This window comes from Streptomyces sp. NPDC014894 (assembly GCF_043080985.1).
Lineage (GTDB): Bacteria > Actinomycetota > Actinomycetes > Streptomycetales > Streptomycetaceae > Streptomyces.
The window spans coordinates 547,567-574,279 of sequence record NZ_JBIBWD010000004.1 but is presented as its reverse complement, the minus strand read 5'-3'; the positions used below and the strand labels follow the sequence as shown (position 1 = coordinate 574,279).

The window sequence follows — 26,713 nt, the reverse complement described above, 5'->3', positions numbered from 1 at the left end:
CTGAGCCTAACGGGCCCCGGTGACCCCGTCGTCTGCCGTCTCGCCCAGCAGGATGTCCTCCAGGGCCGCCCGGCCGGGCAGGGACCGGGGCCGGACGACCTCTCCGGTGCGGACGAAGACGAACGCCGCGTCCACCTCCTCCGGGGGGATGCCGTGCTGCTCCGCCCAGGCCAGCCGGTAGACGGCGAGCTGGACGGGGTCGGCGCCGGCGGCGGAGCCGGTCTTCCAGTCGACGATCTCGTAGCGGTGGGACGGGGCGCCGTCCGCGCCCGTCGCCGAGGTCCGGTAGACGGCGTCGATACGGCCCCGGACGACCCGGCCGGCGAGGGTGAGCTGGAAGGGCGTCTCGACGCGGTGGGGGGTGCGGCGGGCGTACGGGGTGCGCTCGAAGGCCTCCTTGAGATCGGCGAGATCGCACTCGTCGGCGATCTCGGCCAGACCGGGGCCGAAGGTGTCGCCGCCGGGCAGCTCGTCCGGGCCGAGCAGGGGCAGCGGAAGCTCCTCGAAACGGGACTCCACCCAGGCGTGGAAGCGGGTGCCCCGGCGGGCCGCGGGGGCCGGGGGCCGGGGCATGGGCCGGGCCAGCTCCCGCGCGAAGCCGTCCGGGTCGGCGGCGAGACGCATGAGCTGGGAGGCGGTGAGGGAGGCGGGCAGGGGGACGTCATGGGTGGCGGCTCGGGTGTGGCGCAGCTCACGGGTGAGCGAGCGGATGTCCCGGTCCCAGGAGGCGATGGCGCGCGCCTCCTCGGGGGTGAGGCCGTCGCCCGGCTCCTCGGGGCCGAGGCCGTCCGGCGGCTCCCCGGAGGAGGCCCCTGAGGCCTCCCGGGGCCGGGGGGCCTCAGCGCCGGTCTGGCGGGGCAGTACGACGGAGGGCGCGCCGGGGTCGCCCCCGGGCCGCCCCCGGCCGCCGGACGAGCCGGGCGCACCCCGGCCGTCGGGCGCGCCCCCGCCGCCGGGACCGTCCGGCACACCCCGGCCGTCGGACGAGCCGGGCGCACCCCGGTCGTCAGGCGCATCCCCGCCGCCGGGACCGTCCGGCGCACCCCGGCCGTCGAGCGCGCCCCGGCCGCCGGGACCGTCCGGCGCACCCCGGCCGTCGAGCGCGCCCCGGCCGCCGGGACCGTCCGGCGCACCCCGGTCGTCAGGGCCGCTCGGCACACCCGGCGCACCCGGCTCGTCCGCCAGGTCCTCCGGCCAGTCCAGGTCCTCCGGCGCGGGCGGCTCCTCAAGATCCGCCGGCTCGACCGGCTCGTCCCAGAACAGCGGCTCGTCGCCCGGAGCGCCCCCGCCCACGCCCACGGCCGCGCCCGCCGCGACCGGCACGGGCGTACGGTCCAGATGGGCCAGGACCGTGTCGCGGGCCGCGCGGCGGCGGGCGAGGGAGAGGGCGTCCAGCGGCAGCGGCCAGGCGCGGTCGGGCGACGCGTCCAGCAGACACGGATTCTCCGCGTCCGCCTCGGGCTCGTCCGCCCAGGCCTCGATCTCGCCGAAGCCCGCCGCACAGTGCTCGTACAGCGCCTTCAGGAACGCCGAGGGACCCCGTCTGCGCTTCTGGGTCGGCCCCCACCAGTGGCCGGAGCCGAGCAGCAGGCCGCGCGGGCGGGTGAAGGTGACATAGCCGAGGCGCAGCTCCTCGGTGTGCTGGTGGGCCTTCATCGCCTCCTTGAACGTCTTCAGGCCCTTGGCGTCCCACGTCTCGATGTCCGGGAGCGTCGCCGCGTCGCCGCGCAGGGCGTGCGGCAGGACCCGGGGGTGCGAGGTCCAGGACTCGCGCGGCTGCTCGCTCGGGAACTGCTTGCTGATCAGCCCGGGGACCGCGACCACGTCCCACTCCAGGCCCTTGGACTTGTGCGCGGTCAGCACCTTGACCGTGTTCTCACCGCCGGGCAGCGCGTTGTCCAGACCCTTCTCGTACTGCGCGGCCGTGCGCAGGAAGGCGAGGAAGGCGAGGAGGGTGGCCTCGCCGTCCAGGGCGGCGAATCCGGCGGCCGTGTCGAGGAAATTGCCGAGGGTCTCGCGGCGGCGGGCGGCCAGCGCGTGCGGGGAGGCCGACAGCTCGACGTCGAGGCCGGTGGTGGACAGGACCCGGTGGAGCACGTCAATCAACGGGTCGGAGAGCGAGCGGCGCAGCTCGCGCAGCTCCCGGGCGAGGCGGGCGAAGCGGATCCGGGCCTCGGCGGAGAAGGGCAGTCCGTCGTCGGTCCCGGCCGGGTCGATGAAGGTGTCGAGGGCGTCGGCGAGCGAGACGACCTCGGCCGGGTCGGTGCCCTCGACGGCCGCGGCGAGCCGCTCGTCGGCGTCGGCGTCGGCGGCGGAGGCGCGGTGGACCAGGAGCCGGGCGCGGCGGCCGAGCAGCGCCAGGTCCCTCGGCCCGATCCGCCAGCGCGGGCCGGTCAGCAGCCGGACGAGGGAGGCATTGGCCCCCGGGTCCTGGAGCACCTCGCAGACCGCGACGAGATCGGCGACCTCGGGGAGGTGGAGCAGCCCGGAGAGGCCGACGACCTCGACCGGGACGTCCCGGGCCACCAGCGCGCCCTGGATCTCGGGGAAGTCGCCCGCGGTGCGGCAGAGGACGGCGATCTCGCCGGGCTCCTTGCCGGTGCGGACCAGATGCGCGATGGAGTCGGCGAGCCAGGCGATCTCCTCCGCGTGGGAGGGCAGCAGGGCGATGCGGACCGAGCCGTCCCGCTCGGCCCCGGGCGCGGGGCGCAGCGCCTCGACGCCTTCGTGGAGGGCGCGCAGCGGGGCCGCCAGTGTGTTGGCGAGCTGGAGCAGCCGGCCGCCGCTTCGGCGGTTCTCGCTGAGCGAGAAGCGGGTGGCGGGGGTGCCGTCGGCGTGGGCGAAGTGCTCGGGGAAGTCGTCGAGATTGGCGACGGAGGCCCCGCGCCAGCCGTAGATGGCCTGGCAGGGGTCGCCGACGGCGGTCACGGCGTGGCCGGTGCCGTCGCCGAAGAGCCCGGAGAGCAGCAGCCGCTGGGCGACGGAGGTGTCCTGGTACTCGTCGAGCAGGACGACCCGGAACTCGTCGCGGAGGATCGTCCCGACGGCGGGGCGGGTGAGGGCGAGCCGGGCGGAGAGGGCTATCTGGTCGCCGAAGTCGAGCAGCTCGCGGACGCGCTTGGCGGCCCGATAGCGGACGGTGAGGTCGAGCAGCTCGCGGCGGGCCCCGGCGGCCTCGGGGGCGCGGCGCAGATCGGCGTTGGACAGGCGGACGCCGTCCAGGGCGCGCAGCAGCTCGGCGTCGTACGCCCCGAGGCGGTCGGGGTCGACGAGATGCTCGGACAGCTCACCGTCGAGCGCCAGCAGATCGCTCACCAGGGAGGGGAAGGAGCGGGTCAGCGAGGGATAGGGCCCGGGGGCCTCGCGCAGGACGCGGGCGGCGAGCTGATAGCGGGTGGCGTCCGCGAGGAGTCGGGCGGTGGGCTCCAGCCCGATGCGCAGCCCGTGGTCGGCGAGGAGCTGTCCGGCGAAGGCGTGGTACGTGGAGATGCGGGGCTCGCCCGGGGGGTGGTCGGGGTCGATGACGTCGGGGTCGGTGACGCCCGCCCGGACCAGGGCCTTGCGGACCCGCTCGGCCAGCTCGCCCGCCGCCTTGTTGGTGAAGGTGAGGCCGAGGACCTGCTCGGGGGCGACCTGGCCGGTGCCCACGAGCCACACCACGCGGGCGGCCATGACCGTCGTCTTCCCCGAGCCGGCTCCGGCCACGATGACCTGCGGGGCGGGCGGCGCGGTGATGCAGGCCGTCTGCTCCGGGGTGAAGGGGATCCCGAGCAGCTCCTTGAGCTGCTCGGGGTCGCTGATGCGAGCGGTCACATCGAAAAGGCTAACGGCGACCTCTGACACTCCGGCCCGCCCGGGCCGGAGCCCGGCCGGTCATTCGACGATGTGGCGGCCCTCGGGCTGTGCGCTGCACGAGGCGCGAAAGGCGCAGTTCGCGCAGTGCGCGCCGGTGGAGGGGGTGAAGCGTTCGTCCAGGACGCGTCCGGCGGCGGTGGCGAGCAGCTCGCCGACCCACTCGCCGGTGAGCGGCGGCTGGGTCTGCACCTTGGGCAGGGCGTCGCCGCCCTCCTTCTTGGCGGCTCCCTGCCGCAGATGGACGAGTTCCGCGCCGCCGGGCTCGGGGCGGGGATCGCCGGGCTCCCCGCCGAGGGCTCCCTCGCGCACGGCCAGCTGATAGACGGCGAGCTGGGGGTGGCGGGCGACCTCGTCGCCGGTGGGGGCCTGTCTGCCGGTCTTGAAGTCGACGACGTAGGCGCGGCCCTCGGCGTCCTGCTCGACCCGGTCCATGGAGCCCCGGACGCGTACCGCGTACTCCCCGGCCTCCAGAGTGACGTCGAAGCCGTGCTCGGTGGCGGCGGGGGTGCGGCCGCGGTCCATGACGTGCCAGCTCAGAAAGCGTTCGAGGGCGGCGCGCGCGTGTTCCTTCTCCTGCCGCGACTTCCAGGGGGCGTCGAAGACGAGGGCGTCCCAGACGGAGTCGAGCCGTTCCATGAGCACGGCCAGATCGGCGGGGGTGCGGCCGGAGGCCACCTCGTCGGCGAGTACGTGGATGACGTTGCCGAAGCCCTGGGCGGCGGTGGCGGGGGCGTCCGCCTTGACCTCGCGGCCCAGGAACCACTGGAGGGCGCAGGCGTTGGCGAGCTGGTCCAGTGCGCTGCCGGAGAGGGCGACGGGCTGGTCGCGGTCGCGCAGCGGGGTCTCGGCGCGGGTGGGTTCGTCCAGGCCCCACCAGCGGTCGGGGTGGGCCGCCGGCACGAGGGGCAGGCCCTCGTCGTCGGTGAGCGCGGCGAGGGAGGCGAGGCGGCGGGCGGCGGCGTCGCGCAGGGCCGGGGTCGCCTCGGGGTCGACGGTGGTGGCGCGGAGTTCGGCGACGAGGGCGGGGACGGCGAGGGGGCGGCGGGGGCGGCCGGTGACGTCCTTCGGCTCCCCGCCGAGTTCGGTGAGGAAGCGGGAGGGCTGGTCGCCGTCGTCGGCGGGGGCCTTGACGGCGGTGACGACGAGACGGTCGCGGGCGCGGGTGGCCGCGACGTAGAAGAGCCGTCGTTCCTCGGCGAGGAGCGCGCCGGGGGTGAGGGGCTCGGCGAGGCCGTCCCGGCCGATGCGGTCGGCCTCCAGGAGGGAGCCGCGGCGGCGGAGGTCGGGCCACAGGCCCTCCTGGACGCCCGCGACGACGACCAGGCTCCACTCCAGGCCCTTGGAGCGGTGGGCGGTCATCAGCCGTACGGCGTCGGGGCGGGTCTCGCGCGAGGAGAGGGTGTCGGCGGCGATGTCCTGGGCCTCGATCTCCTCGATGAAGTTGAGCGCGCCGCGGCCGCCGGTGCGCTCCTCGGCGCGGGCGGCGGTGTCGAAGAGCGCGCAGACCGCGTCGAGGTCGCGGTCGGCGTTGCGGCCGGCCGCGCCGCCGCGCCGGGCGGCCCGCTCCAGGCGGTCGGGCCAGCCGGTGCCGTCCCACAGCGCCCAGAGGGCCTCTTCGGCGGTGCCGCCGCGTTCCAGGAGTTCGCGGGCGGTGCGCAGCAGCCTGCCGAGCCGCTGGGCTCCGAAGGCGTACGACGATTCGTGGGCGACGAGCCGCTCGGGCTCGGCGAGGGCGCGCGCTATGAGGAGGTCGGAGGGGGGCGGTACGCGATTGCCCGCCGTCCGCTCCTCGTCGCGGAGCGCGCGGCCGAGCCTGCGGAGATCGGCGCTGTCCATGCCGGCGAGGGGCGAGGCGAGGAGGGTGAGCGCGGTCTCGGTGTCGAGCCAGGGGGCGGGGTCCTGGTGTCGGGGGTCGGTGCTGGTGCCGGGATCGGGCTCGGTTTCGGTGCCGGGCTCGGGCTCGGGCTCGGCTTCGGTGCCGGTGCCGGGATCGGGCTCGGCTTCGGCTTCGGCTTCGGTGCCGGTGCCGGTTTCCGTGACGGGCGCGGTCTCGGCGGCGGGCGCGGTCTCCTTACCGAGGGCGGTCTCCGTGGCCGGCTCGGTGTCACCGCCGGAGTCGGCCAGGGGGGCGGGCGCGCCGGAGTCGGCCACGGCGGCGGGCTCGCCGGAGCCTCCGGGCTCGCGGCCGGCGTCTGCCGGGGCCGTCCCCGAGGGCTCGGCGCGCGGCGCGGGTCCCGTGGCGGCGGTGGCCGCCGCGGCGACCGAGCGGAGGGCGGTCAGCAGCGGGGCGACGGCGGGTTCGTGCCGCAGGGGCACGTCCGCGCCGTCGACCTCCAGGGGGACGCCCGCCGAGGTCAGGGCGCGCCGGATCGAGGGAATCGTGCGGCTGCCCGCCCGGACCAGGACCGCCATCTCGTGCCAGGGGACGCCGTCCTCCAGATGGGCGCGGCGCACGATGTCGGCGATGTTGTCGAGTTCGGCCGAGGGCGTCGGGAAGGTGTACGTCTCGACCGCGCCGCCGCCGCGGACCGCCGCCAGCTCCCGGTGCGCGCGGACCTTCTCCGAGGGCAGCCGGGTCAGCGGCATCCGGCGCGTCAGCAGCCGGGTCGCGTCCAGGAGCCGCTCGCGGCTGCGCCGCGAGACGGTGAGCACCGCGACCGCCGACGGGGTGCCGTCCGCGTGCCGGAAGGCGTCCGGGAAGTCCAGGATGCCGTTCACGTCCGCGCCCCGGAAGGCGTAGATCGACTGATCCGGGTCGCCGAACGCGACCAGGGTCCGCCCGCCGCCCGCGAGCGCCTGGAGCAGCCGCACCTGGGAGGGGTCGGTGTCCTGGTACTCGTCCACGAAGACCATGTCGTACGGGAACGCGTGCGGCGACGCGGTCCGCTCGGCCAGCAGCACCGCCCGGTGCACCAGCTCCGCGTAGTCGAGCACGCCCTGCATGTCCAGAACGTCCAGATACTCCGCGAGGAAGGCCGCCGCCGCCTTCCAGTCCGGCCGTCCGGTCCGCACCGCGAACCGGCGCAGCGAGTCGGGGCCGAGGCCCAGCTCCCGGCTGCGGGCCAGCACCGCCCGCACCTCGTCGGCGAACCCCCGGGTGGTCAGACAGGCCCGCAGCTCGTCGGGCCACTGCTCGCGCGCGAGCCCGTGCGCCTCCAGATCGATCTGACCGGCGAGCAGCTCCCGTACGGTCACATCCTGCTCGGGTCCGGAGAGCAGCCGGAGCGGTTCGGCGAAGAGGTCCGCGTCCTGGTGGGCGCGGACCAGGGCGTAGCAGAACGAGTGGAAGGTGGTGGCCTGCGGGCCCCGCGCGCCGCCGAGCCGCAGCGCCATCCGGTCGCGCAGCTCCACCGCGGCCTTGCGGCTGAAGGTGAGCACGAGGATCCGCGCCGGGTCGGCCCCGCGGGCCACGCGGGAGGCCACGGCCTCCACCAGAGTGGTGGTCTTGCCGGTGCCGGGTCCCGCGAGCACCAGAAGCGGTCCCGAGGTGTGGTCAACCACCGCGCGCTGGGCCGCGTCCAGCTGAGGAGAGCCCACGGCGCCCGGCGGCGTACGCACCAGCCGGTACGCGCCCGGGGTCCGCCGCCGTACCTGTCGCTGGTACGGCGGACGTCCGGTGGTGGAGGAGGAGCTCACGTGGATCGCCGGTCCTGATGGGTCTGCTGGTACTGAAGGAGCGGCGCGTGCCGCGTGCCGACGACGCTACGCCAGCGCGGGGGGTGCGTGCGGCGCTCCGGGCGCACAGCGCGCGTACTCCGTACGGTCGTCCGGGCGCCCGCCCCGCCGGCGATGGGCGGAAGCTGTCATATGTGAGCGCCCTCACCGTCCCACCGCGCCCGCTTCATATCGAGGCGCGGCACATGTCCCTCCGCGCTCCGCGGCGCGGCGCGCAGCGGTGTGCCCTCCGCGCGGTACTCCGCGAGGGCGCTCGGCTCATGGCCCGGCAGCAGGCTGCCGTCCGAGCGGACGACGCGCCACCAGGGCACGCCCCCGCCGTACAGAGCGAGGACCCGGCCGACCTGGCGCGGCCCTCCCTCGCCCAGCCATTCGGCGATGTCGCCGTACGTCATCACCCGGCCCGGCGGGATCAGCTCGGCGACTTCGAGCACCTTCTCCGCGTACTCCGGCAGCTCTTCCACCCCGCCCATCCTGCCGTACGCCACCGACAACGCCCCCGGGGCCTGTGGACGGCCGAAGCGGGCGCGGACGCCGATTCCCCAGCTGAAGTGATGTATTTCGCACCGCTCGCGCCCCCGCATCAGCCCCTCGTTCCCCCGTCCGCCGTCCGGTCGTGCCACCATCGTGCGGGCGGTGACTGGTGATACGAGATCAAGAAGAGACCGAGACGGCGAAGGAGCGGGGCGTGCAGCCTGACAAGGCGGCCGGCACCCCCGGGTCCGAGTCGTACCCGGAGGAGCCCGCCCCCTCCGGAGCGGACGCCGGCCCGCCCGGGGCGGACGCCGGCTCCTCCGGTGCGCCCGCGGGCCCGGCGGACGGGCCGTCGCGCCCCGGCCGGGAGCCGGACGGCGACGGCGGAGCGGCGGCCGGCGGGCGCGGGCCCGGCGGCGAGGACGGGAAGACGTCCTTGAGGAAGCGGCGGCCCACCGGCGGAACGGCCGCCGGCGAGGACCGGGACGACGCCTGCGCGGACGTTCCCGACGTATCGGGGGCCGACCGGGTCTCGGGCGACGAGCCCCTGCTCGCCGCCCGGGTCCACCGGCCCTCCGACCTGATGCGCCTGCTCGGCGGGATCCTGGCGATCGCCGTGGTGCTCGCCGTCGCCGCCTTCGCCCAGGGCACCGCCACCGGCCTCGCCTCCGACATCAGCAAGGGCACCGGCCAGGCCCCCGATCTGCTGGTCAAGATGGCCGGACTGGTCTCCTCCATCGCCGTTCTGCTGGTCCCGGTCGCCTTCGCCATCGAGCGGCTGGTCAAACGCGACGGGCTGCGGATCGCCGACGGCGTCCTCGCGGCCGTGCTCGCCCACGGCATCACCCTCGCCACCGATCTCTGGGTCGCCAAGGCCGCGCCGGGCAGCATCCAGGAAGCCCTCACCCTGCACCACAACGGTGAGCTGACCGACCCCGTCCACGGATACCTCGCCCCCGTCATCGCCTATATGACGGCCGTCGGGATGGCCCGCAGACCCCGCTGGCGCGTGGTGCTGTGGGTGGTGCTGCTCCTGGACGCCTTCGCGATGCTGGTCGCCGGGTACACCACCCCCTTCTCGATCATCCTCACCGTGCTGCTGGGCTGGACCGTCGCGTACGGGACGCTCTACGCCGTCGGCTCGCCGAACGTCCGCCCCACCGGGCAGACCCTGCTGGCGGGTCTGCGCCATGTCGGTTTCCACCCGGTCACCGCGATGCGCGCGGAGGACGTCCTCACCGCCGCGAACGGGGCCGAGGGCGAGCGGACCCCGGCCGAGCAGAACGACCGGGGACGCCGCTATCTGGTCACCCTGGAGGACGGACCGCCCCTCGACGTCACCGTCGTGGACCGGGAGCAGCAGGCCCAGGGCTTCTTCTACCGGGTGTGGCGGCGGCTCACCCTGCGCTCCATCACCACCCGGCGCTCGCTCCAGTCGCTGCGCCAGGCCCTCGAACAGGAGGCGCTGCTCGCGTACGCGGCGATCGCCGCCGGCGCCAACGCCCCCAAGCTGATCGCCACCTCCGAGCTGGGGCCCGACGCCGTCATGCTGGTGTACGAGCACCTGGGCGGGCAGTCGCTGGACGCCATGGACGACGAGGAGATCACCGACGAGGTGATCCACGGGGCCTGGCGGCAGGTGAAGGCGCTCCAGTCGCGCCGTATCGCGCACCGCAGACTCAACGGCGACGCGATCCTGGTGGACCGCCGCACCGGCGAGGTGATCCTCACCGATCTGCGCGGCGGGGAGATCGCGGCCGGTGACGTGGTGCTGCGGATGGACATCGCGCAGCTGCTCACCACCATCGGACTGCGGGTGGGCGCGGAGCGGGCGGTGGCCACCGCCGTCGAGGTCCTCGGGCCGGACAGCGTCGCCGACTGCCTGCCGCTGCTCCAGCCGCTGGCGCTGACCCGCTCGGCCCGCGGGACCCTGCGCAAGCTGGCCCGGGAGCGCGCGGAGCGTGAGCGGGAAGCGGTGCTGGAGCGGTCCGCCGAGGCGAAGCGGGCCCGTGCCGAGGCGGCCAGGGCGGCGGCGGCCGACGACGGGCGCAAGTCCCTCCGCAAGTCGGAGCGGGCCGAGAAACAGGCCGACAAGCGCGCCATGGACGAGGCCATGGACGAGGCGCGCGAGGAGGATCTGCTCTCCCAGATCCGCCATCAGGTGCTGTTGATCAGGCCGCAGGCGCCGGTGGAGCCGGTGCGGCTGGAGCGCATCAGACCGAAGACGCTCTTCAGTCTGATCGCGGGCGCGATCGCCGCGTACTTCCTGCTCACGCAGATCGCGGGCAATGACTTCGTGGCGGACTTCAGCCACGCGCACTGGGGCTGGGTGGCGGCGGCCGCGGCGTTCTCGGCGCTCAGCTATGTGGCGGCGGCGATGAGCCTGCTGGGCTTCGTGCCCGAGCGGGTGCCGTTCCCGAGGACCGTGGCGGCGCAGGTCGCCGGGTCCTTTGTGAAGATCGTCGCCCCGGCGGCGGTCGGCGGGGTGGCCCTGAACACCCGGTTCCTCCAGCGCGCGGGGGTGCGGCCGGGGCTCGCGGTGGCGAGTGTGGGCGCGTCGCAGCTCTTCGGGCTCGGCGCGCACATCCTGCTGCTGCTGACCTTCGGCTATCTCACCGGCACCGAGAAGACCCCGTCGCTCAATCCGTCCAGGACGGTGATCGCGGGGCTGCTGACGGTCGCGGTGCTGGTGCTGGTGGTGGCGGCGATCCCGTTCCTGCGGAAGTTCGTGGTCACCCGGCTGCGGTCGCTGTTCGCCGGGGTCGTGCCGCGCATGCTGGACGTGCTCCAGCGGCCGGTGAAGCTGCTGACCGGCATCGGCGGGATGCTGATGCTGACCGGGGTGTTCGTGATGTGTCTGGACGCCTCGGTCCGCGCCTTCGGCGACGGCACCCAGCCGCTGAGCTACGCGACCCTCGCGGTCGTCTTCCTCGCGGGCAACGCGCTCGGGTCCGCCGCGCCCACGCCCGGCGGCGTCGGCGCGGTCGAGGGCGCGCTGATCATCGGCCTCTTCGCCGCCGGCGTCCCCAAGGAGGTCGCCACCCCCGCGGTGCTCCTCTACCGCACCTTGACGCTGTGGCTGCCGGTGCTGCCGGGGTGGTTCGTCTTCAACCACCTGACCCGGAAGGGGGCGCTGTAGGGGGGTGGGGGTGCGTGCATGCGGGCAGGGCTCCTGGCGCGCGGGCCCACGTGCGGTGACCGCCCCTGTGGCGCGGGTACGTCCTCAATCGCCGGACGGGCTGAGAACGCCGCCACCCGGCCAGGCAAAACCAGCCCCGCCGACGATCGAGGCGCACAGTCAAACCCGCAGCACCGAGACAAGCGACTTCAAGACGCACAGGCCCCAGCACGGCGACCACCCCCGTGACACAGGTCCGTCCTCAAACGCCGGACAGGCTGAGAACGCCACCACCCGGCCCGGCAAAACCAGCCCCGCCGACGATCGAGGCGCACAGTCAAACCCGCAGCATCAACACCCGACCCGGCGCAAGCAGGCCCCACGCAAGGCCGGGCCCGCGTGCGGTGACCGCCGCCGGGGCGCGGGTCCGTCCTCAAACGCCGGACGGGCTGAAAGGCACCACCACCCTCAAGCCCCGCCGGCGATTGAGGCGCGGGGGCGGGGGGCACCCGCATGGCCCCCATCGGGGGCAGGGGGGACCGGGGCGGCGCAGGATGGGGGCATGCCGACCACTTCTTCCGCCCTGCGCGCCGTGGCCCTCACCGCCTCCCTCACCGTGCTGCTGGCCGCCGGCTGCTCCGACAGCGGCGATCAGGGCGGGGACGGCGGCCGGGACGCCGCCACCAAGAGCGCGGGCGGGCTGAAGGCGCTCGCGGCCCAGGAGCTCCAGTGGGGCAAGTGCCCCGCGCCGTCCGAGGCGGAGGGGGGCGGTCCGGCCCCCTCCCCGCTGCCCGGGGGCACGAACTGGGAGTGCTCCTTCATGGATGTGCCCCTGGACTACGGCAAGCCCGACGGCGAGACCATGGAGCTGGCGCTGATCCGGGCCGTCGCCGTCGACCAGCAGAAACGTATCGGCTCACTGATCTTCAACTTCGGCGGACCCGGCGGCTCCGGAGTCGCCTCCCTGCCCGGCTTCGGCGAGGACTTCGCCGATCTGCGCACCCGCTACGACCTGGTGAGCTTCGACCCGCGCGGCGTCGGCCGCAGCGTCCCCGTGGAGTGCGAGGGCAACCGGGAGCTGGACGCGTACTACGCCAAGGACGCGACGCCCGACGACGCCGCCGAGGAGGAGGCGTACCGGAAGAGCCAGCGGTCGTACACCGACGCCTGCGAGGAGAACTCCGGCACGGAGCTTCCGCATGTGGGCACCTCCAACGCCGCCCGCGACCTGGATCTCATGCGCCAGGTCCTCGGCGACGACAAGCTCCACTACTTCGGCATCTCGTACGGCACCGAACTCGGCGGCGTCTACGCCCATCTCTTCCCCGAGCGCGTCGGACGGGCGGTGCTCGACGCCTCCGTCGATCCGACCAAGACCGCCGAACAGTCCTCCCTCGGCCAGGTGAAGGGCTTCCAGCTGGCCTTCGAGAACTTCGCCGAGGACTGCCTGGACCGGGGGGACGAGTGCCTGCTGCCGGGCGACTCGGTCGAGGCGATCCAGGACTGGGTCGTCGATCTCCTCGACCGGCTCGACGCCAGGCCGATCCCGGCGATCGGGGAACGGGATCTGACCCAGACGCTCGCCACCACGGGCATCGCGCAGACGCTCTACGCCAAGGAGCTGTGGAAGTATCTGGAACAGGGGCTCGACGAGGCCGACGGCGGCAACGGCGGACTGCTGCTCACCTTCGCCGATCTGATGAACGGCCGTGACGAGACCGGCCACTACGACAACAGCGCGGCGGCCAACACCGCCATCTCCTGCGCGGACTTCAGCGGCCGCTACTCCCTGGGGGAAACGAAGGCCAGGCTGCCCGAGTTCCGCGCGGCGTCGCCCATCTTCGGCGAGTTCCTCGGCTGGGGCCTGATGGGCTGCGACGGCTGGCCGGTCCCCGGCGAGTGGGAGCACCCCGACGTCTCCGCGCCCGGCTCGGCCCCGATCGTCGTCATCGGCTCGACCGGCGACCCGGCGACGCCGTACGAGGGGACGAAGGCGATGGTCGAGGCGCTCGGCGAGGGAGTCGGCGTCGAACTCACCTACAAGGGCGAGGGGCACGGCGCGTACAACGGCGGCAACAAGTGCGTGCGGGACGCCGTGAACGACTATCTGCTGGACGGCAGGGCTCCCGCGTCGGGGACCGTCTGCACCTAGGGCCTCTCTTTCGGATCTTGCCGGGCTCGCGTGCCCTGGCACCGCACCTCGCCGCGTTGTCGTCAATCGCCGATGGCCCCCTGCGCCTGGCGGCGCGGGAGGTACCCCCACCGCATGGACTCATTCCTCCGCCTTGCGATGCACGGCACCAGGCCCCGCTCCCTGATCCGGCCTGATCCAAAAGAAAGACCCTAGGCCCGGTCGGGGCACGGCCCCGGGCGGGCGGGCCCTCCCCCGCAGTCACTGTCAGTGCCCCTGCTTAGGATGGCGGGACAGTGAGAGCCTGGGGGGCCACATGACCATGAGGGTAGGGGCGGGGGCCCTGGCGGCGGCGCTGCTGCTGGCGGGGACGGTGGCCGGCTGCGGCGGCGGCTCGGACACGGGCGGTGACGACCGGCCCGGCGCACGGGAGAAGAGCGGCTCCTCGGCCCCGGCGGACGGGCCCGGCACGGGCCCCGGCGGGGCCGCGCTGCCCGCCGCGCTCACCGGCCAGAAGCTCGACTGGAAGCGGTGCGAGGCTCCCGTCGCGGCGCACGGCGGCTATGCCGAGCGGCCCGGGGAGCAGTGGCGGTGCGCCACGCTGCGGGCCCCGCTCGACTATCGCGAGCCGTCCGGCGAGACCATCGGGATCGCCCTGATCCGCGCCGAGGCGAAGGACTCCGACCGCCGCATCGGCTCCCTGCTGTTCAACTTCGGCGGTCCCGGCGGCTCCGGAGTCGCCTCGCTGCCCAGCTCGGGAAATGACTTCGAGACCCTTCGCGGCCGCTACGACCTCGTCGGCTTCGATCCGCGCGGCGTCGCGCAGAGCTCCGCCGTGGTCTGCCGCGACAGCGCCCAGACCGAGGCCGCGCACCGGCTCGACAGCACCCCGGACACGGCCGGGGAGGAGCGGGCCTACATGGAGAACGCCCGTGCCTTCGGCGCGGGCTGCGCCAAGAGGTCGGGCAAGGTCCTGCCGCACATCGGCACCACCAGCGCCGCCCGCGACATGGATCTGATCCGCCAGGTCCTCGGCGACGGAAAGCTGCACTATCTGGGCTTCTCCTACGGCACGGAGCTGGGCGCGGTCTACGCCCATCTGTACCCGTCCCGGGTCGGACGGCTCGCCCTGGACGCGGTGGTCGACCCCACCGCCGACTTCGCGGGCGGTGCGCGCAATCAGGTCCTCGGCTTCCAGCGGACCCTGGAGAACTACTTCAAGAGCCGTGGCATCGGGGCGGACGAGGGCACCGAGCGGGTGGTGAAGCTGCTGGAGAAGGTGGACCGCGAGCCGCTGCCCACCGACTCGGACCGCGATCTCACCGAGAATCACGCGCTGGCCGGCATCATCCTCCCGCTGTACTCGGAGAAGCAGTGGCCGTATCTCACCGACGCGCTCAAGGCTGCCGAGGGCGGTGACGGCACCCAGCTGCTGATGCTCGCCGACTCCTTCAACAACCGCGACCAGAACGGGAAGTACTCGACGCAGGACCACTCCCAGCGCGCCATATCCTGCGCCGACAGCAAGGGCCGGATGACGACGGACCAGGTGAAGTCCCGTTATCTGGCCGAGTTCACCGAGATCTCGCCGGTCTTCGGCCCCTTCCTGGCCTGGGACCTGGCGGGCTGGTGCGCGGACTGGCCGGTGCCCGGCGCGTGGGAGAAGCCCGAGGTCTCCGCCGAGGGCGCGGCCCCGATCCTGGTCGTGGGCACCACGGGCGATTCGGCGACGCCGTACGAGGGCGCGAAGAAGATGGCGGACGAGCTGGGCGAGGGCGTGGGCGTGCTGGTCACCAACAAGGGCGACAGCCATGGCGCGTACGGCACGTCCGAGTGCGCCACCCGCACGATCGACGCCTATCTGCTCGACGGGAAGATACCGCCGAACGGCAAGGTCTGCTCCTAGAGGTCTCCGGCCCGGGCCTTCCGCTCCCGGACGCCCCCGGTCCCCCGCCCCGGCCGCCCGCCGGGTGCTCGGGCGGGCGCGCGAAGGCCCCGGACCTGGAGAACGGTCCGGGGCCTTCGGGGCCGGCCGGTGGGCGGGCCGGGTACGGCTCGGTCAGTAGACGGGCTTGCTCGGCTCGATCTGGTGGACCCAGCCGATCACTCCGCCGCCGACGTGCACGGCGTCGGCGAAGCCCGCCGACTTCAGCACCGCGAGGACTTCCGCGCTGCGGACACCCGTCTTGCAGTGCAGGACGATCTTCTTGTCCTGCGGCAGGGTCGCGAGCGCGGTGCCCATCAGGAACTCGTTCTTGGGGATCAGCTTCGCGCCGGGGATCGAGACGATCTCGTACTCATTGACCTCGCGGACATCGATGATCTCGATGTTCTCGCCCTCGTCGATCCACTCCTTGAGCTGCTTGGGAGTGATCGTGGAACCGGCCGCCGCCTCCTGGGCCTCCTCGGACACGACGCCGCAGAAGGCCTCGTAGTCGATCAGCTCGGTGACGGTGGGGTTCTCGCCGCAGACCGCGCAGTCGGGGTCCTTGCGCACCTTGACCTGGCGGTACTGCATCTCCAGGGCGTCGTAGATCATCAGCCGGCCGACCAGCGGGTCGCCGACCCCGGCCAGCAGCTTGATCGCCTCGGTGACCTGGATGGAGCCGATGGAGGCGCAGAGCACTCCGAGGACGCCGCCCTCGGCGCAGCTCGGGACCATGCCCGGCGGCGGGGGCTCCGGGTAGAGGCAGCGGTAGCAGGGTCCGTGCTCGGACCAGAAGACGGAGGCCTGACCGTCGAAGCGGTAGATGGAGCCCCAGACGTACGGCTTGTCCAGCAGCACACAGGCGTCGTTGACCAGATAGCGGGTGGCGAAGTTGTCCGTGCCGTCCACGATCAGGTCGTACTGGCCGAAGATGTCCATCACGTTCTCGGCCTCGAGCCGCTCTTCGTGGAGGACGACGTTCACGTACGGGTTGATGCCGAGGACCGAGTCCTTGGCGGACTCGGCCTTGGAGCGGCCGATGTCGGCCTGGCTGTGGATGATCTGGCGCTGCAGGTTCGACTCGTCGACCTCGTCGAACTCCACGATGCCGAGGGTGCCGACACCGGCGGCGGCGAGGTACATCAGGGCCGGCGAGCCGAGGCCCCCGGCGCCCACACACAGCACCTTGGCGTTCTTCAGCCGCTTCTGCCCGTCCATTCCGACATCCGGAATGATCAGGTGGCGGGAGTACCTGCGAACCTCGTCAACGGTGAGCTCATCGGCTGGCTCGACCAGGGGTGGCAGCGACACGGGGACTCCGTTGCGTCGATAAGTCAGTACGGTTGTTCCCTCGTAACACTGCCACGCGTCCCCTCATTCCGAGACACCCGGTCCGATCTGCGAGACGATTTCGTCCCAGTAGCCGGGCACCGTCTCATATGGCCCGACCTGCACCCTCTGTCGGCGGACCTCGTCGGTGAAGAAGATGGTGCCCGCGCCCTGCCAGCGGGCGATCCGGGTGGCCTCCTCCAGATGGGTGCGGGGCACTCCGTGGACGAAGTGGGCGAATCGCTCGGGCGGGTAGTCCGCCGTCCACTCCGCCACCTGCGACCAGCGATAGTCGGCCCACGGCCCCGAGAAGGTCACCAGCTGGTCGGCGGCCTCCGCGTAGCCGGGGTGGGGATGGGCGCCGTGACCGAGGACGAGATGGCCGCCGTCCAGCAGCGCTTCCAGGGTCGCCGTCGTCCGCCGGACGGCCGCCAGCCGGTCCCGCTCGACCGGGCAGCGGTCCAGCAGGAAGCCGCCGACGCGGTACCACTCCGTATAACGGTGGGCGTCCGCGACCACCTCGCCGAAGGGCCGCGCGCCATGGGCCAGGTCGATATGGCCCAGCACCCGCACACCCGCGTTGTTCAGCCGGCCCGCCGCCGTCAGACAGTGCGGGTCGGGCCGGTCCCCCGGGCCGCCCGCGACATTGAGGACGACCCAGTGGAGCGGCGCCCCGGGCCGGGTCAGCCCGGTCCACTCGGCGGGCGCGAGCAGCGGATGGGCATAGCCGGGGATGCCGATGCCGAGTCTTCCCCAGCCGCCGTCCTGCCCCGCCGCCCGGGCCCCGGCCGCCGGGAACGGGGCCCCGGCGGTGGTCAGATGCGGCATGCCGCCTCCATCCAGATGTCGGCGAGGGACTCCTCCAGATTGATCCTGGGCCGCCAGCCGAGCCGGTCGCGGGCGGTGCGCACATCGGCCTGCTGCCAGCTGCCGCAGCCGTCCGGGTAGGGGACCGGGGTGGCGGCGAGATGTTCGAGGACGGATTCGGAGCGCGGCGCTCCGATGCCGGGCGAGAGCGGCCGGCCGGGCGGGGTGTCCAGCTCGTGGAGCGCGCCCGCGTAGCCGGCGACCCTGGCGAGTACGGCGGCGGCGTCCCGCAGCCGCACCGCGCGGCCGGTGCCGATGTTGACGACGCCCTGGGCGGCGGAGAGCGAGGCCGCGTGCACCGCGCGGGCGACATCGCGCACATCGACGAAGTCGCGCTGGACGCCGAGTCCGCTGAGCTTGAGTTCGCCGTCGCCCGACTGCATCGCGCGGCGCATCGCCTCGGCGAGCCGGCCGAGCGGGGAGCCGGCCGGGGTGCCGGGCCCCACGGGGGAGAAGACCCGCAGGACGACGGCGTCGAGGCCGGAGCCGAGGACCAGCTCGGTGGCGGCGAGCTTGCTGACGCCGTAGGGGCCGCCGGGCCTCGGAATGGCGTCTTCCGCGGTGGAGGAGCCCTGCTGGGACGGGCCGTACTCGGAGGCGCAGCCCAGTTGGACGAGCCGGGCTCCGCAGCCGCTGCGGCGCAGCGCCTCGCAGACCGTGGCGACGGCGACGGTGTTGTGCCGGGTGAGGTCGCGGGCGCCGCCTCGGGTGGCTCCGGCGCAGTTGATGACGACGCCGGGGTGGACGGCGCTCAGAAAGCGGGTGAGCGCGCCCGGGCTGCCTCCGGCGAGGTCGAAGCGGACGTCGGCGTCGTCGCCCCGGCCGAGCGCGGTGAGATGGACGGCGGGGTCGGCGAGCAGCCGGTCGGCGACGAAGCGGCCGAGGAATCCGTTGGCTCCGAGCAGCAGCACCCTCATCGCGCGGCCCCTCTGTGCCGGCGGGCCGGGGACTGGGACTGGGGTTGGGCGGTCATGTCGGTTTCTCCTCAGCGTTCTTCGGGTGGCGGTGGTGTGCGGCCGCCGGACCGGTTCGGACGGTCCGCGGGGCCGGTCTCGGGTGGCTGTTCTCGGATGGCCGGTCTCAGGTGGTCTGCCGGGTGTGGGCCGGGGCCTCGCCCACCGCGTCCGCCGGGAGCGGGGCGGGGGCCGGGTCCGGGTGAATGCCGTGAAATGCCGCGACCGGACGGGAGGCCCGGGCCGCTCCGACGGGCCCGGGACCGGGGCCCGGCAGCGGACCGCCGCGGGTGCTCCCGGCCCCGGTCTCGCCGAGCGGGCCCCTCCCGCAGAAGCGTTTGGCCAGCCCGGCCCGCGTCCCGCGACCGCGAGCGGCGCCGCGTCGGGCGTATCGATCGAAAGCCGGGCGGACCGGACCGACGGGGGCCGGGGACGGGATCCGGGGCGGCCGGACGGCGCCGTACGAGCGGTTCGCCGACGCGCGACAGGAGCCGCACGGACGGCTCGCCGACGCACGGCAGGAGCCGTACGGACGGTTCGCCGACGCGCGACAGGAGCCGTACGGACGGTTCACCGGCGCGCGACAGGGGCGGTACGGGCGATCCGCCCGTACGCGGAGGCCGGACGAGCCGCCCGGCGGCACGCGGCAGGGGCCGTACGGGCGGTCCGGCGGTGCGCACGGGCCGTACGGAGCGTCGAACGGAAGCGGTGCGCGCCCGCGTGCGAAGGGGGCGAGGAGGTCGCGCCGCACCGCGAAGTCACCGGGTGCGCACATCCGGACACCAGCGGTGAGCAGTCCGATCCGCACTGAGCGCACCCCCGATCTCCCTGGTGAAACGGCCGCCGCCGTCCGGCGACGCGCAGCGCAAAGACCGTAAGCCGGTACGGCGGTGGCGCGACGGACGGTTGTCCGTCGCGCCACCGGAAGGGGTGAATGCTCGTAACTTTCGCCCCCCGGTCGCGTTCTGTCGCGCTAAGGGGCCACTCGATTACGGAGGGTCAGGCTGCGGCCAGCTCCTTGCGGGCGGAGCGGCGGGCGTCGGCCAGCCCCGGGTCCAGCGCGGGGACGGCGGCGAGCAGCTGCCGGGTGTACGGGTCGCGGGGCGCGCCGTACACCTCGTCCACCGTGCCCTGTTCGACGACGCGGCCGTGGCGCATGACGGCGACCCGGTCGCTGATCTGCCGGACGACGGCGAGGTCGTGCGCGATGAAGACGAGGGCCAGACCGAGATCGCGCTGGAGCTCCCGCAGCAATCCGGTCACCTGGGCCTGGGTGGTCACGTCGAGCGCGGAGACGGGTTCGTCGCAGACGATCAGCCGGGGTTCGGCGATCAGGGCGCGGGCGATGCCGACGCGCTGGCGCTGCCCGCCGCTGAACTCGTGCGGATAGGCCGCGTACCGGTCGGGGTCGAGTCCGACCCGTTCCAGGGACTCGCCGACCCGCCGCCGGACGAGCCGTTCGTCGCGGACGCCCGCGGCGCGCAGCGGATCGGCGACGGAATCGCCGATCGAGCGGCGGGGGTTGAGGGAGGCGACGGGGTCCTGGAACACCATCTGGAGTTCGCGCCGATAGGGCCGCAGGGCCTTCTCGGAGAGCGTTCCGATCTCTTCGCCGCGGTAGCGGATCCGGCCGGAGGTGGGGTCGAGGAGGCGTACGAGGATGCGGCCGAGGGTGGTTTTGCCGCTGCCGGACTCGCCGACGACGCCGAGGGTGGTTCCGGCGTGGACGGCGAGGCCGATGTCGTCCAGGGCGACGACCCGGTTCCGTCCGCCGCCGAACTCCCGGCGCAGCCCGGAGACTTCGAGCAGCGCCTCCCCGGAGTCCTCCCGCGCCGTGCCCCCGGGGTCCTGCCGCGCCGAAGCCCCGCCCCCGCCGCGCGGCCCCGGCACCGCCGGCGGACGCGACGGCCCCGACAGACCCGCCGGACCCGCCGGACCGGGCCGACCCGCCGGACCCGACAGACCGGGCACACCCGCCGGACCCCGCGCCGAGGACGGCTCCGCCCCCGCGTCCGGGATCCTGGGCACGGCCGCCAGCAGGGTCTTGGTGTACAGCCGCCGGGGTGACGTCAGCACCTCCCCCACCGGCCCCCGCTCGACCTCCCTCCCCTCCTTCATCACCAGCACCTCGTCCACGCTCTCCGCCGCCACCCCCACGTCATGGGTGACCAGCAGCAGCCCCATCCCCGTCTCCTCGCGCAGCCCGTACAGCAGATCCAGGATCTGCGCCTGCACGGTCACATCGAGGGCGGTCGTCGGCTCGTCCGCGATGAGCAGCCGGGGTTCGCACGCGAGCGCCATCGCGATCAGGGCGCGCTGGCGCATCCCGCCGCTGAACTCGTGCGGGCGGGAGCGGGCGCGCCGGGGCGCGTCCGGGATGCCGACCCGTTCCAGCACCTCGACGGCCCGGGCCCGGGCCGCCCGCCGGGAGGCCCGGCTGTGCACCCGGTACACCTCGGCGATCTGGTCGCCGATCGCGTAGTACGGGTCCAGCGAGGAGAGCGGGTCCTGGAAGACCATCGCCGCGACGCCGCCGCGCAGTTCGCGCAGGAGCGCCGGGCTCGCGGCGCCCACGTCCGTACCGCCGACGCGCACGCTCCCCGAGATCCGCGCGCCGGTGCCGCGGTGCAGCCCCAGGAGCGCGCCCGCGACGGTGCTCTTGCCGCTGCCGGACTCGCCGACGAGCGCGAGGGCCCGGCCCGGGGGCAGGGTGAAGGACAGCCCGTCGACCGCCCGTGTGCCGTCCGAGAACTCCACCGCGAGGTCCGCGACCTCCACCAGTGCCGTCGTCATGAAAGGACCACCCTTCGGTCCGCGGCCGCGTACAGCAGATCCGCGACCACGTTCGCCAGCACCACGGCGGCGCCGATCACCAGCACCACCCCCACCACCATCGGCAGGTCGATCACCCGTACTCCGTCGATGAGCGTCTTGCCGAGCCCGGGGATGCCGAACAGCGACTCGGTGAGCACCGCGCCGCCGAACATCGTCCCGAGGTCGAGGGCGCTGAGCGCGATCACCGGCGGTACGGCTCCCCGCAGGGCGTGCCGTCCGACGATCGCCCGCTCCCCCACCCCGTACGCCCGGAAGGTACGGATATGGTCCTCGGTGAGCGTCTCCAGCGTCGAGGCGCGGGTCAGCCGGGCGTACTTCGCGGATTCGAAGAGGCCGAGCGTCAGCCAGGGCAGCAGCATGTTCCAGGCCCACTGCTCGGGGTCCTCGCCGAGCGGCACATAGGACGGGAACGGCAGCCAGGCGAGATAGGCGCAGACCACCATGAGCAGCAGCAGTCCGAGGATGAAGACGGGCGTCCCGGTCGCGGCCAGGGTGGCCACCGTGAGCACCCGTTCGGTGATCCCGCCGCGCCGGAGCGCGGAGAGCAGTCCGGTGCCGACGCCGACGAGGAGCCAGATCGCCATCGCGCCCAGCGCGAGCGAGGCGGTGGCGGGCAGCCGTTCCAGGATGACCTGGGTGACCTGCTGATCGCTCTGGTACGAGAAGCCGAGGCAGGGCGCGTCACAGTGCTGGACGGAGGTGCCGGTGCTGTAGTCGCGTCCGGCGACGACGCCCTGGAGGAAGTTCGCGTACTGCGCGAGCGCCGACTCGTCGAGGCCGAGCTGCTCGCGGACCTGGGCGATCTGCTCGGGCGAGCAGCGGTCCCCGCAGGCCAGCCGGGCCGGGTCGCCGGGGACGAGATAGAACAGCGCGTGGATCAGCGCGGACAGCACCAGCAGCACGAGGACCGCGCCGCCGAGCCGTTTGACGACGAAGCCCGTCATGAGGTCTCCCTCCGCTCCTTCCGGGTGCCGATCCGCAGCCGGCTCGCCTCCCTGGGGTCCAGTGCCGTGCGCACCGCGTCGCCGAGGACGGTGAAGGCGAGGACGGTCACGAAGAGCAGCCCCGCCGGGAGCAGGACGTACATGGGGTCGGCGCGGAACCAGGTCTGGGCGCTGGAGAGCATCTGTCCCCAGGACGGCGTGGGCGGTTTGACCCCGACGCCGAGGAACGACAGCGACGCCTCGACGACCATGTTCACCGGCAGCAGGATCGCCGCGTAGGTGATCACGGGGGCGGCGAGCGACGGCAGCAGCTCGCGCCGCGCCACCCGCCAGGGGCGGTCGCCGCCGAGCCGTGCGGCGGCCACGAAGTCCAGCCGCTTCAGGCTGAGCGTCTGCGCCCTGACGATTCTGGCCATTCCGCCCCAGCCGAGCGCGCCGATGATGAGGATCAGCAGCAGCGGGCGGGGGAAGTCGGCGGGGACGACGGCGGTGGCGGCGATGCCGAGGACCAGCATCGGCAGCGCCACCATCACATCGGTGGCGCGGCTGAGGACGCCGTCGACGACGCGGTTGCCGAGCCCCGCCGCGAGTCCGACGGCGACGCCGATCGCCGTCTGCACCAGGGTGGCCCCGGCCGCGACCAGCAGCGAGATCCGGGCCCCGTAGAGCAGCCGGGCGAAGAGATCGCGTCCGGTGCCGGGTTCGACGCCGAGCCAGTGCTCGGCGCTCACCCCGCCGAAGGGGCCGACGGGGACGCCGCCGCGCGCCGAGTCGACGAGCGTGTCGTGGTACGTGTTGGGGTCCTGGCCCGCCAGGGCGGCCAGCAGCGGCGCGCCGAGCGCGGCCGACACCAGCAGCCCGAGCACCCCGGCGGAGATCAGCGCCGAGGGGCGCGCGAGGACCCGCCGCAGGGCGCCGCCGGCCGCGGGCGCCGGGTGGGCGGCGTCCGCGGCCGGGAGATCGAGACTCGTGCTCACTTGACCGAGACCTGCGAGATGTCGAGGACGCCGGTCCAGTCGCTGATCACGATGTTCTTGACGTTCTTGCCGTAGAGCCGCTTGTAGACGGGGTGGAACAGCGGGACGTCGAGCGCCAGCTCACCGATCTTCCGGTCGAGCGCGCCCCAGCGCTGGGCGGCGGCGTCCAGGTCGGTCAGCTTGTTGATCTCGTCGATCTCCTTGTTGACCGCGGGATCGTTCAGCTGCGCGTGGTTGTAGTTGGAGCCGTCCTTGACGATCTGCCGGCCGTCGAAGATCGGCGCGAGGAAGGGGGCTCCGGAGGGCCAGTCCGCGCCCCAGCGGGAGAGGAAGAAGCCGGGTCCGTCCTTGGCGGTCCAGCGGGCCTCGTTGAACGCGTTGTTCTCCAGTCCGTCCAGCTCGACGGTGATGCCGGCCTTCTTCAGCGCCTCCTGGACGGCGGTGGCGACCTCGGGGCTGGTCTGCCGGTTCTGCTCGGTGGAGTGGGTCAGCTTGATGGTGAGGTTCTCGTGCCCGGCCTCCTTCAGCAGCTTCCGCGCCTTCTCGGGGTCACCGGTCTTCCCGGCCGGGAAGTGGTCGTACGGGACATGGCCGAAGGCCTTCTGCTCGGGCAGGAAGGTGGTCGCGGGCTCGGCCAGGGCGGAGCCGCCGGCCGCGTTGACGACGCTGGTGCGGTTGATGGCGTACGAGATCGCCTGGCGCACCCGGATGTCGTCGAAGGGCTTCACCTTGGGGTTGAAGGCGAGGTAGTTGACATAGCCGAAGCGGCCGGTGCCGACCCGGCCGGCCAGCTCCTTGTCGCCGCCGACGCGGGCGAGTTCGGCCGGGCCGAGGTTGGTGTCGGTGGTGACGGCGGAGGCGTCCGGCCCGGAGCCGGTGGACAGCCGCTGGTTGATGACGGCCGAGTCGAGTCCGGAGACGACGTCGATGGTGTCGGGGTAGGCCTTGCGCTCGGGGTCGGTCTTCGCGGACCAGTGCGGATTGCGCTCCAGCACCAGCCGCTCGCCGTCGCCCTCGTTCTTCACCACCTTGTACGGGCCGGACGAGAGGGGGCGCTCCTCGTACTTCGTGCCGGTGTCCTTGGCCTTGGGCACGGGGGTGAACTGGGTCTGGGTGGCGAGGTAGGGGAATTCGCCCTCGGGCTTGCGCAGCTTGAAGACGATGGTCTTCTCGTCGGGCGTGACGATCGACGCCAGGCCCTTCTTGTCCTTGTACGCGCCCCGGTAGGCGTCGCCGCCGATGAGCCAGTCGCGCAGATAGGGCGCGCCGCCGGACAGCTCGGCGGCGAAGGAGCGCTCGATGCCGTACTTGATGTCGGCGGCGACGATCGGGGTGCCGTCCTCGTACTTCAGCCCGTCCTTGAGGGTGTACGTCCACTCCGTGGCGTCCTTGTTGGGGCGTCCGGTGTCGGTGGCGAGGTCGGGCACGACCTCGGTGCCGGCGGCGCCGTCCTCGCGGTTGCGGGTGGTCAGCGTACGGAAGACGAGCGAGGGGACGTTGCCGCCGCCCGAGGTGTAGAGCCGGGCGGGGTCGAAGTCGGTCTGCGGCTCGCTGTTGAGGACGGTGAGCGTGCCGCCCGGGCGGGGCTTGTCGCCGGCCGCCGTGCCGCCGTCCTTGGCGTCGTCGTCCTGGGGCCCGGCGCAGGCGGCGGCGGACGAGACCACGACGAGGCTGACGGCGGCCGCTGCCACACGGCGGGATATGACGGACAGTTGACGCATCGGAGAAGGACCTCTCATGGGGCCGGGAGAGCACGGGAATCGACGGGACGTCCGCACAGGCGTCGGCGAGAGGGTGCGCGGGAAAGCGCACGGAGGAACAGGAATGCCGCGCCTGCGGACGTGGGAACGCCCAGGCGCGGCCTTCGGGTGAATTCGGCCTCGGAGGCGGGGAATTCGGGCTGAAGGGGCCGGCTCGGAATCGGCCGGCGCGCGCTCGGGCAGGCGTCAGCGACAGTGGATGTCGGCCACGCTGTGCCCGGTCACGCCGATGAGCGCCAGCTCAATGGCGGCGCGTTCGGAGGCGGCGTGACGGTGCGACATGCCGAGAAATATGGACGACCCCGCCGCCGATGTCAAAGCTTTGACGGTCATTTCTGAGACGACCGTCCCGGATCGCGGACAGGGGGCGCGCCGGGGAGCGCATGGCGCGCTGCGGCCCGGAATCCCTCAACTGCCGGGATAGGGCCAGGGGTTGGGGCGGCATTCGACCCCGTCGATGTTCAGTGATTTCGTCTGCTGCTGCATCACCGGGGCGAGCGCCCCTTCGGTGTCGCAGTTCACATGGCCGTGACCGAGCCGGTGGCCCACCTCGTGGTTGATGAGCATCTGGCGGTAGGCGTGCATCGCCGCCGGGCCGTAGCTCTCCGAGCCCTGGCCCCAGCGGTAGGCGTTGATCATCACGCGGTCGGTGGAGGCGGAGTCGCAGCTCACATCGTCGATGGAGGTGTTCAGTCCGGATTTCGCGCACCAGACGTCCGTCGTCGCGGGGCTCGCGAGCGTGATGATGAACCTCGGTTCGCCGGAGGAGATCCGCTCGAAGGTCATCGCGCCCTTGTGGGCCCAGCTGCGGTCGTCGTTCAGGGTCCGCTGAATGGCCGAGGCGAACAGCTCGCCGTCCATGTCGAGGCCCTTCTCGACCTCGACGCGATAGCTGACCTTGTTGCCGCCGCCGGGCGCCCGGTCGTGGCCGGGGACGACCTCGAAGGTGCCGTCCGCCTTGCCGTTCCGGTCGATGGGGAACCGTTTGGCCATCAGCTGGGCATAGGTGGGGGCCACCGCCGTCTCGTCCTTCTGCCCGGCCGGCGAGGGGGCGGGACGGCTCTTCTGGGAGCGGGAGGCGGCGTCGTCCTCGCCCCGGTCCGGTCCGGCGGCGGTCGTGCCCCGGCTCCGGTCGGCGTCCTCGGCGACCTGTCCGGCCACCACGACGGCGAGGACGGTGGTCACGGCGGCCGCCGCGATCCCGGTGAAGGCACGGCCCTTGCCGCCCTTGGGCTCCTTGACGTCCTTGGGGTCCTTGCCGCCTCCGGTCCGCTGCCCCGGGACGGCTCCGCCGGGCGGCGGCGGCCCGGCCGGCGCGTCCGCTTCCGCTCCGGCGCCGGCGGGCGGTTCGTCGGTCCAGTCGGTGACGGAGGCGTACGGATCGGCGGGCCGGGCGGGCGCGCCGGAGCCGTGACCGGCGGCGGCGGACTCGCCGCGCGGGCCCGGTATCCGGCGTCCCCCGGGGGCGGGCCGGGCGCTCCCGGCATCGCCCCAGCCGCCGCCCGCCTCGTACTGCTCGGGATGGCCGCCGCGGGTCATCGGCGGCGGTGCGCCCTGCGCCGGCGTCCGGTGCTCGGCGGCGGCGGGACCGCCGGGAGCGGGCGGACGTCCGCGCCGTCCGGTCCCGGCCGCCCCGGCGGGGTACGCCTGGGGCCGCGGGGACGCCTGGGGCTGCTGCTGCGCGTGGGGCTGGGACTGGGGATACGGCTGCGTCTGCGCGTGGGCCTGGGCCTGCGGGTACGCCTGCTGCGCCTGCGGGTACGGCTCACCCGGCCCGCCGCCGGACCTGCCGGCCCCGGCGGCGCCGGACCCCGGCTTCGGGGGAACGGACTTGGGCGCCGGGCCTTTGCGACTGTGTCGTCCCACGG

The 26,713-nt window shown here is 73.8% G+C and carries 15 protein-coding genes; 3 read left to right on the top strand and 12 right to left on the bottom strand.

The window, feature by feature from the left end; all coding sequences use genetic code 11:
* Positions 1-6 precede the first annotated feature (6 nt).
* From ACF089_RS13385 to ACF089_RS13375, 3 genes are all read right to left on the bottom strand, one after another.
* Complete coding sequence (locus ACF089_RS13385) at positions 7-3,813, bottom strand: UvrD-helicase domain-containing protein (protein ID WP_392025599.1); 3,807 nt, start codon at positions 3,811-3,813, stop codon at positions 7-9.
* A 60-nt stretch (positions 3,814-3,873) separates the two neighbouring features.
* Complete coding sequence (locus ACF089_RS13380; protein ID WP_392025597.1) at positions 3,874-7,491, bottom strand: UvrD-helicase domain-containing protein; 3,618 nt, start codon at positions 7,489-7,491, stop codon at positions 3,874-3,876.
* A gap of 167 nt (positions 7,492-7,658) precedes the next feature.
* Complete coding sequence (locus ACF089_RS13375) at positions 7,659-8,003, bottom strand: MGMT family protein (RefSeq protein WP_392025742.1); 345 nt, start codon at positions 8,001-8,003, stop codon at positions 7,659-7,661.
* Between the two features lie 215 nt (positions 8,004-8,218).
* Here ACF089_RS13375 and ACF089_RS13370 point away from each other — a divergent pair, with 215 nt between their 5' ends.
* The 3 genes from ACF089_RS13370 (at position 8,219) to ACF089_RS13360 (ending at position 15,159) form a co-directional block, all read left to right on the top strand.
* A complete protein-coding gene (locus tag ACF089_RS13370) occupies positions 8,219-11,143 on the top strand; it encodes a lysylphosphatidylglycerol synthase domain-containing protein (RefSeq protein WP_392025595.1) in 2,925 nt (974 codons plus the stop codon).
* 541 nt (positions 11,144-11,684) lie between these two features.
* Positions 11,685-13,274 (top strand): alpha/beta hydrolase, encoded by a 1,590-nt coding sequence (locus ACF089_RS13365; RefSeq protein ID WP_392025593.1) that lies wholly within the window; start codon positions 11,685-11,687, stop codon positions 13,272-13,274.
* A 295-nt stretch (positions 13,275-13,569) separates the two neighbouring features.
* Positions 13,570-15,159, top strand: a complete 1,590-nt coding sequence (locus ACF089_RS13360; RefSeq protein WP_392025592.1) for an alpha/beta hydrolase — start codon at positions 13,570-13,572, stop codon at positions 15,157-15,159.
* A 153-nt stretch (positions 15,160-15,312) separates the two neighbouring features.
* Here ACF089_RS13360 and moeZ read toward each other — a convergent pair whose 3' ends face one another.
* From moeZ to ACF089_RS13315, 9 genes are all read right to left on the bottom strand, one after another.
* Positions 15,313-16,491 carry an adenylyltransferase/sulfurtransferase MoeZ gene (moeZ, locus tag ACF089_RS13355; RefSeq protein WP_392025590.1) on the bottom strand — a complete coding sequence of 393 codons (1,179 nt, stop codon included), beginning with the start codon at positions 16,489-16,491 and terminating at the stop codon, positions 15,313-15,315.
* 63 nt (positions 16,492-16,554) lie between these two features.
* Positions 16,555-17,337 (bottom strand): spherulation-specific family 4 protein, encoded by a 783-nt coding sequence (locus tag ACF089_RS13350; protein ID WP_392025589.1) that lies wholly within the window; start codon positions 17,335-17,337, stop codon positions 16,555-16,557.
* A complete protein-coding gene (locus ACF089_RS13345) occupies positions 17,325-18,293 on the bottom strand; it encodes an NAD-dependent epimerase/dehydratase family protein (protein ID WP_392025587.1) in 969 nt (322 codons plus the stop codon). The genes ACF089_RS13350 and ACF089_RS13345 overlap by 13 nt, the downstream gene beginning before the upstream one ends.
* A gap of 1,035 nt (positions 18,294-19,328) precedes the next feature.
* On the bottom strand, positions 19,329-21,122 hold the full coding sequence (locus tag ACF089_RS13340; RefSeq protein WP_392025585.1) for a dipeptide ABC transporter ATP-binding protein: 1,794 nt from the start codon (positions 21,120-21,122) through the stop codon (positions 19,329-19,331).
* Entirely contained in the window at positions 21,119-22,108 is a 990-nt protein-coding gene (locus tag ACF089_RS13335) for an ABC transporter permease (RefSeq protein ID WP_392025584.1), read from the bottom strand. The genes ACF089_RS13340 and ACF089_RS13335 overlap by 4 nt, the downstream gene beginning before the upstream one ends.
* Positions 22,105-23,085, bottom strand: coding sequence for an ABC transporter permease (locus tag ACF089_RS13330; protein ID WP_392025582.1), 981 nt, complete (start codon positions 23,083-23,085; stop codon positions 22,105-22,107). Before ACF089_RS13330 ends, ACF089_RS13335 begins: the two co-directional genes overlap by 4 nt.
* Positions 23,082-24,806 (bottom strand): ABC transporter substrate-binding protein, encoded by a 1,725-nt coding sequence (locus ACF089_RS13325; RefSeq protein WP_392025580.1) that lies wholly within the window; start codon positions 24,804-24,806, stop codon positions 23,082-23,084. The genes ACF089_RS13330 and ACF089_RS13325 overlap by 4 nt, the downstream gene beginning before the upstream one ends.
* A 225-nt stretch (positions 24,807-25,031) precedes the next feature.
* The gene (locus ACF089_RS13320) at positions 25,032-25,127 is read right to left on the bottom strand and encodes an Ms4533A family Cys-rich leader peptide (protein ID WP_351551261.1); all 96 of its coding nucleotides are present in this window, start codon (positions 25,125-25,127) and stop codon (positions 25,032-25,034) included.
* A 126-nt stretch (positions 25,128-25,253) separates the two neighbouring features.
* Entirely contained in the window at positions 25,254-26,711 is a 1,458-nt protein-coding gene (locus ACF089_RS13315) for a DUF3152 domain-containing protein (RefSeq protein ID WP_392025578.1), read from the bottom strand.
* Positions 26,712-26,713 lie beyond the last annotated feature (2 nt).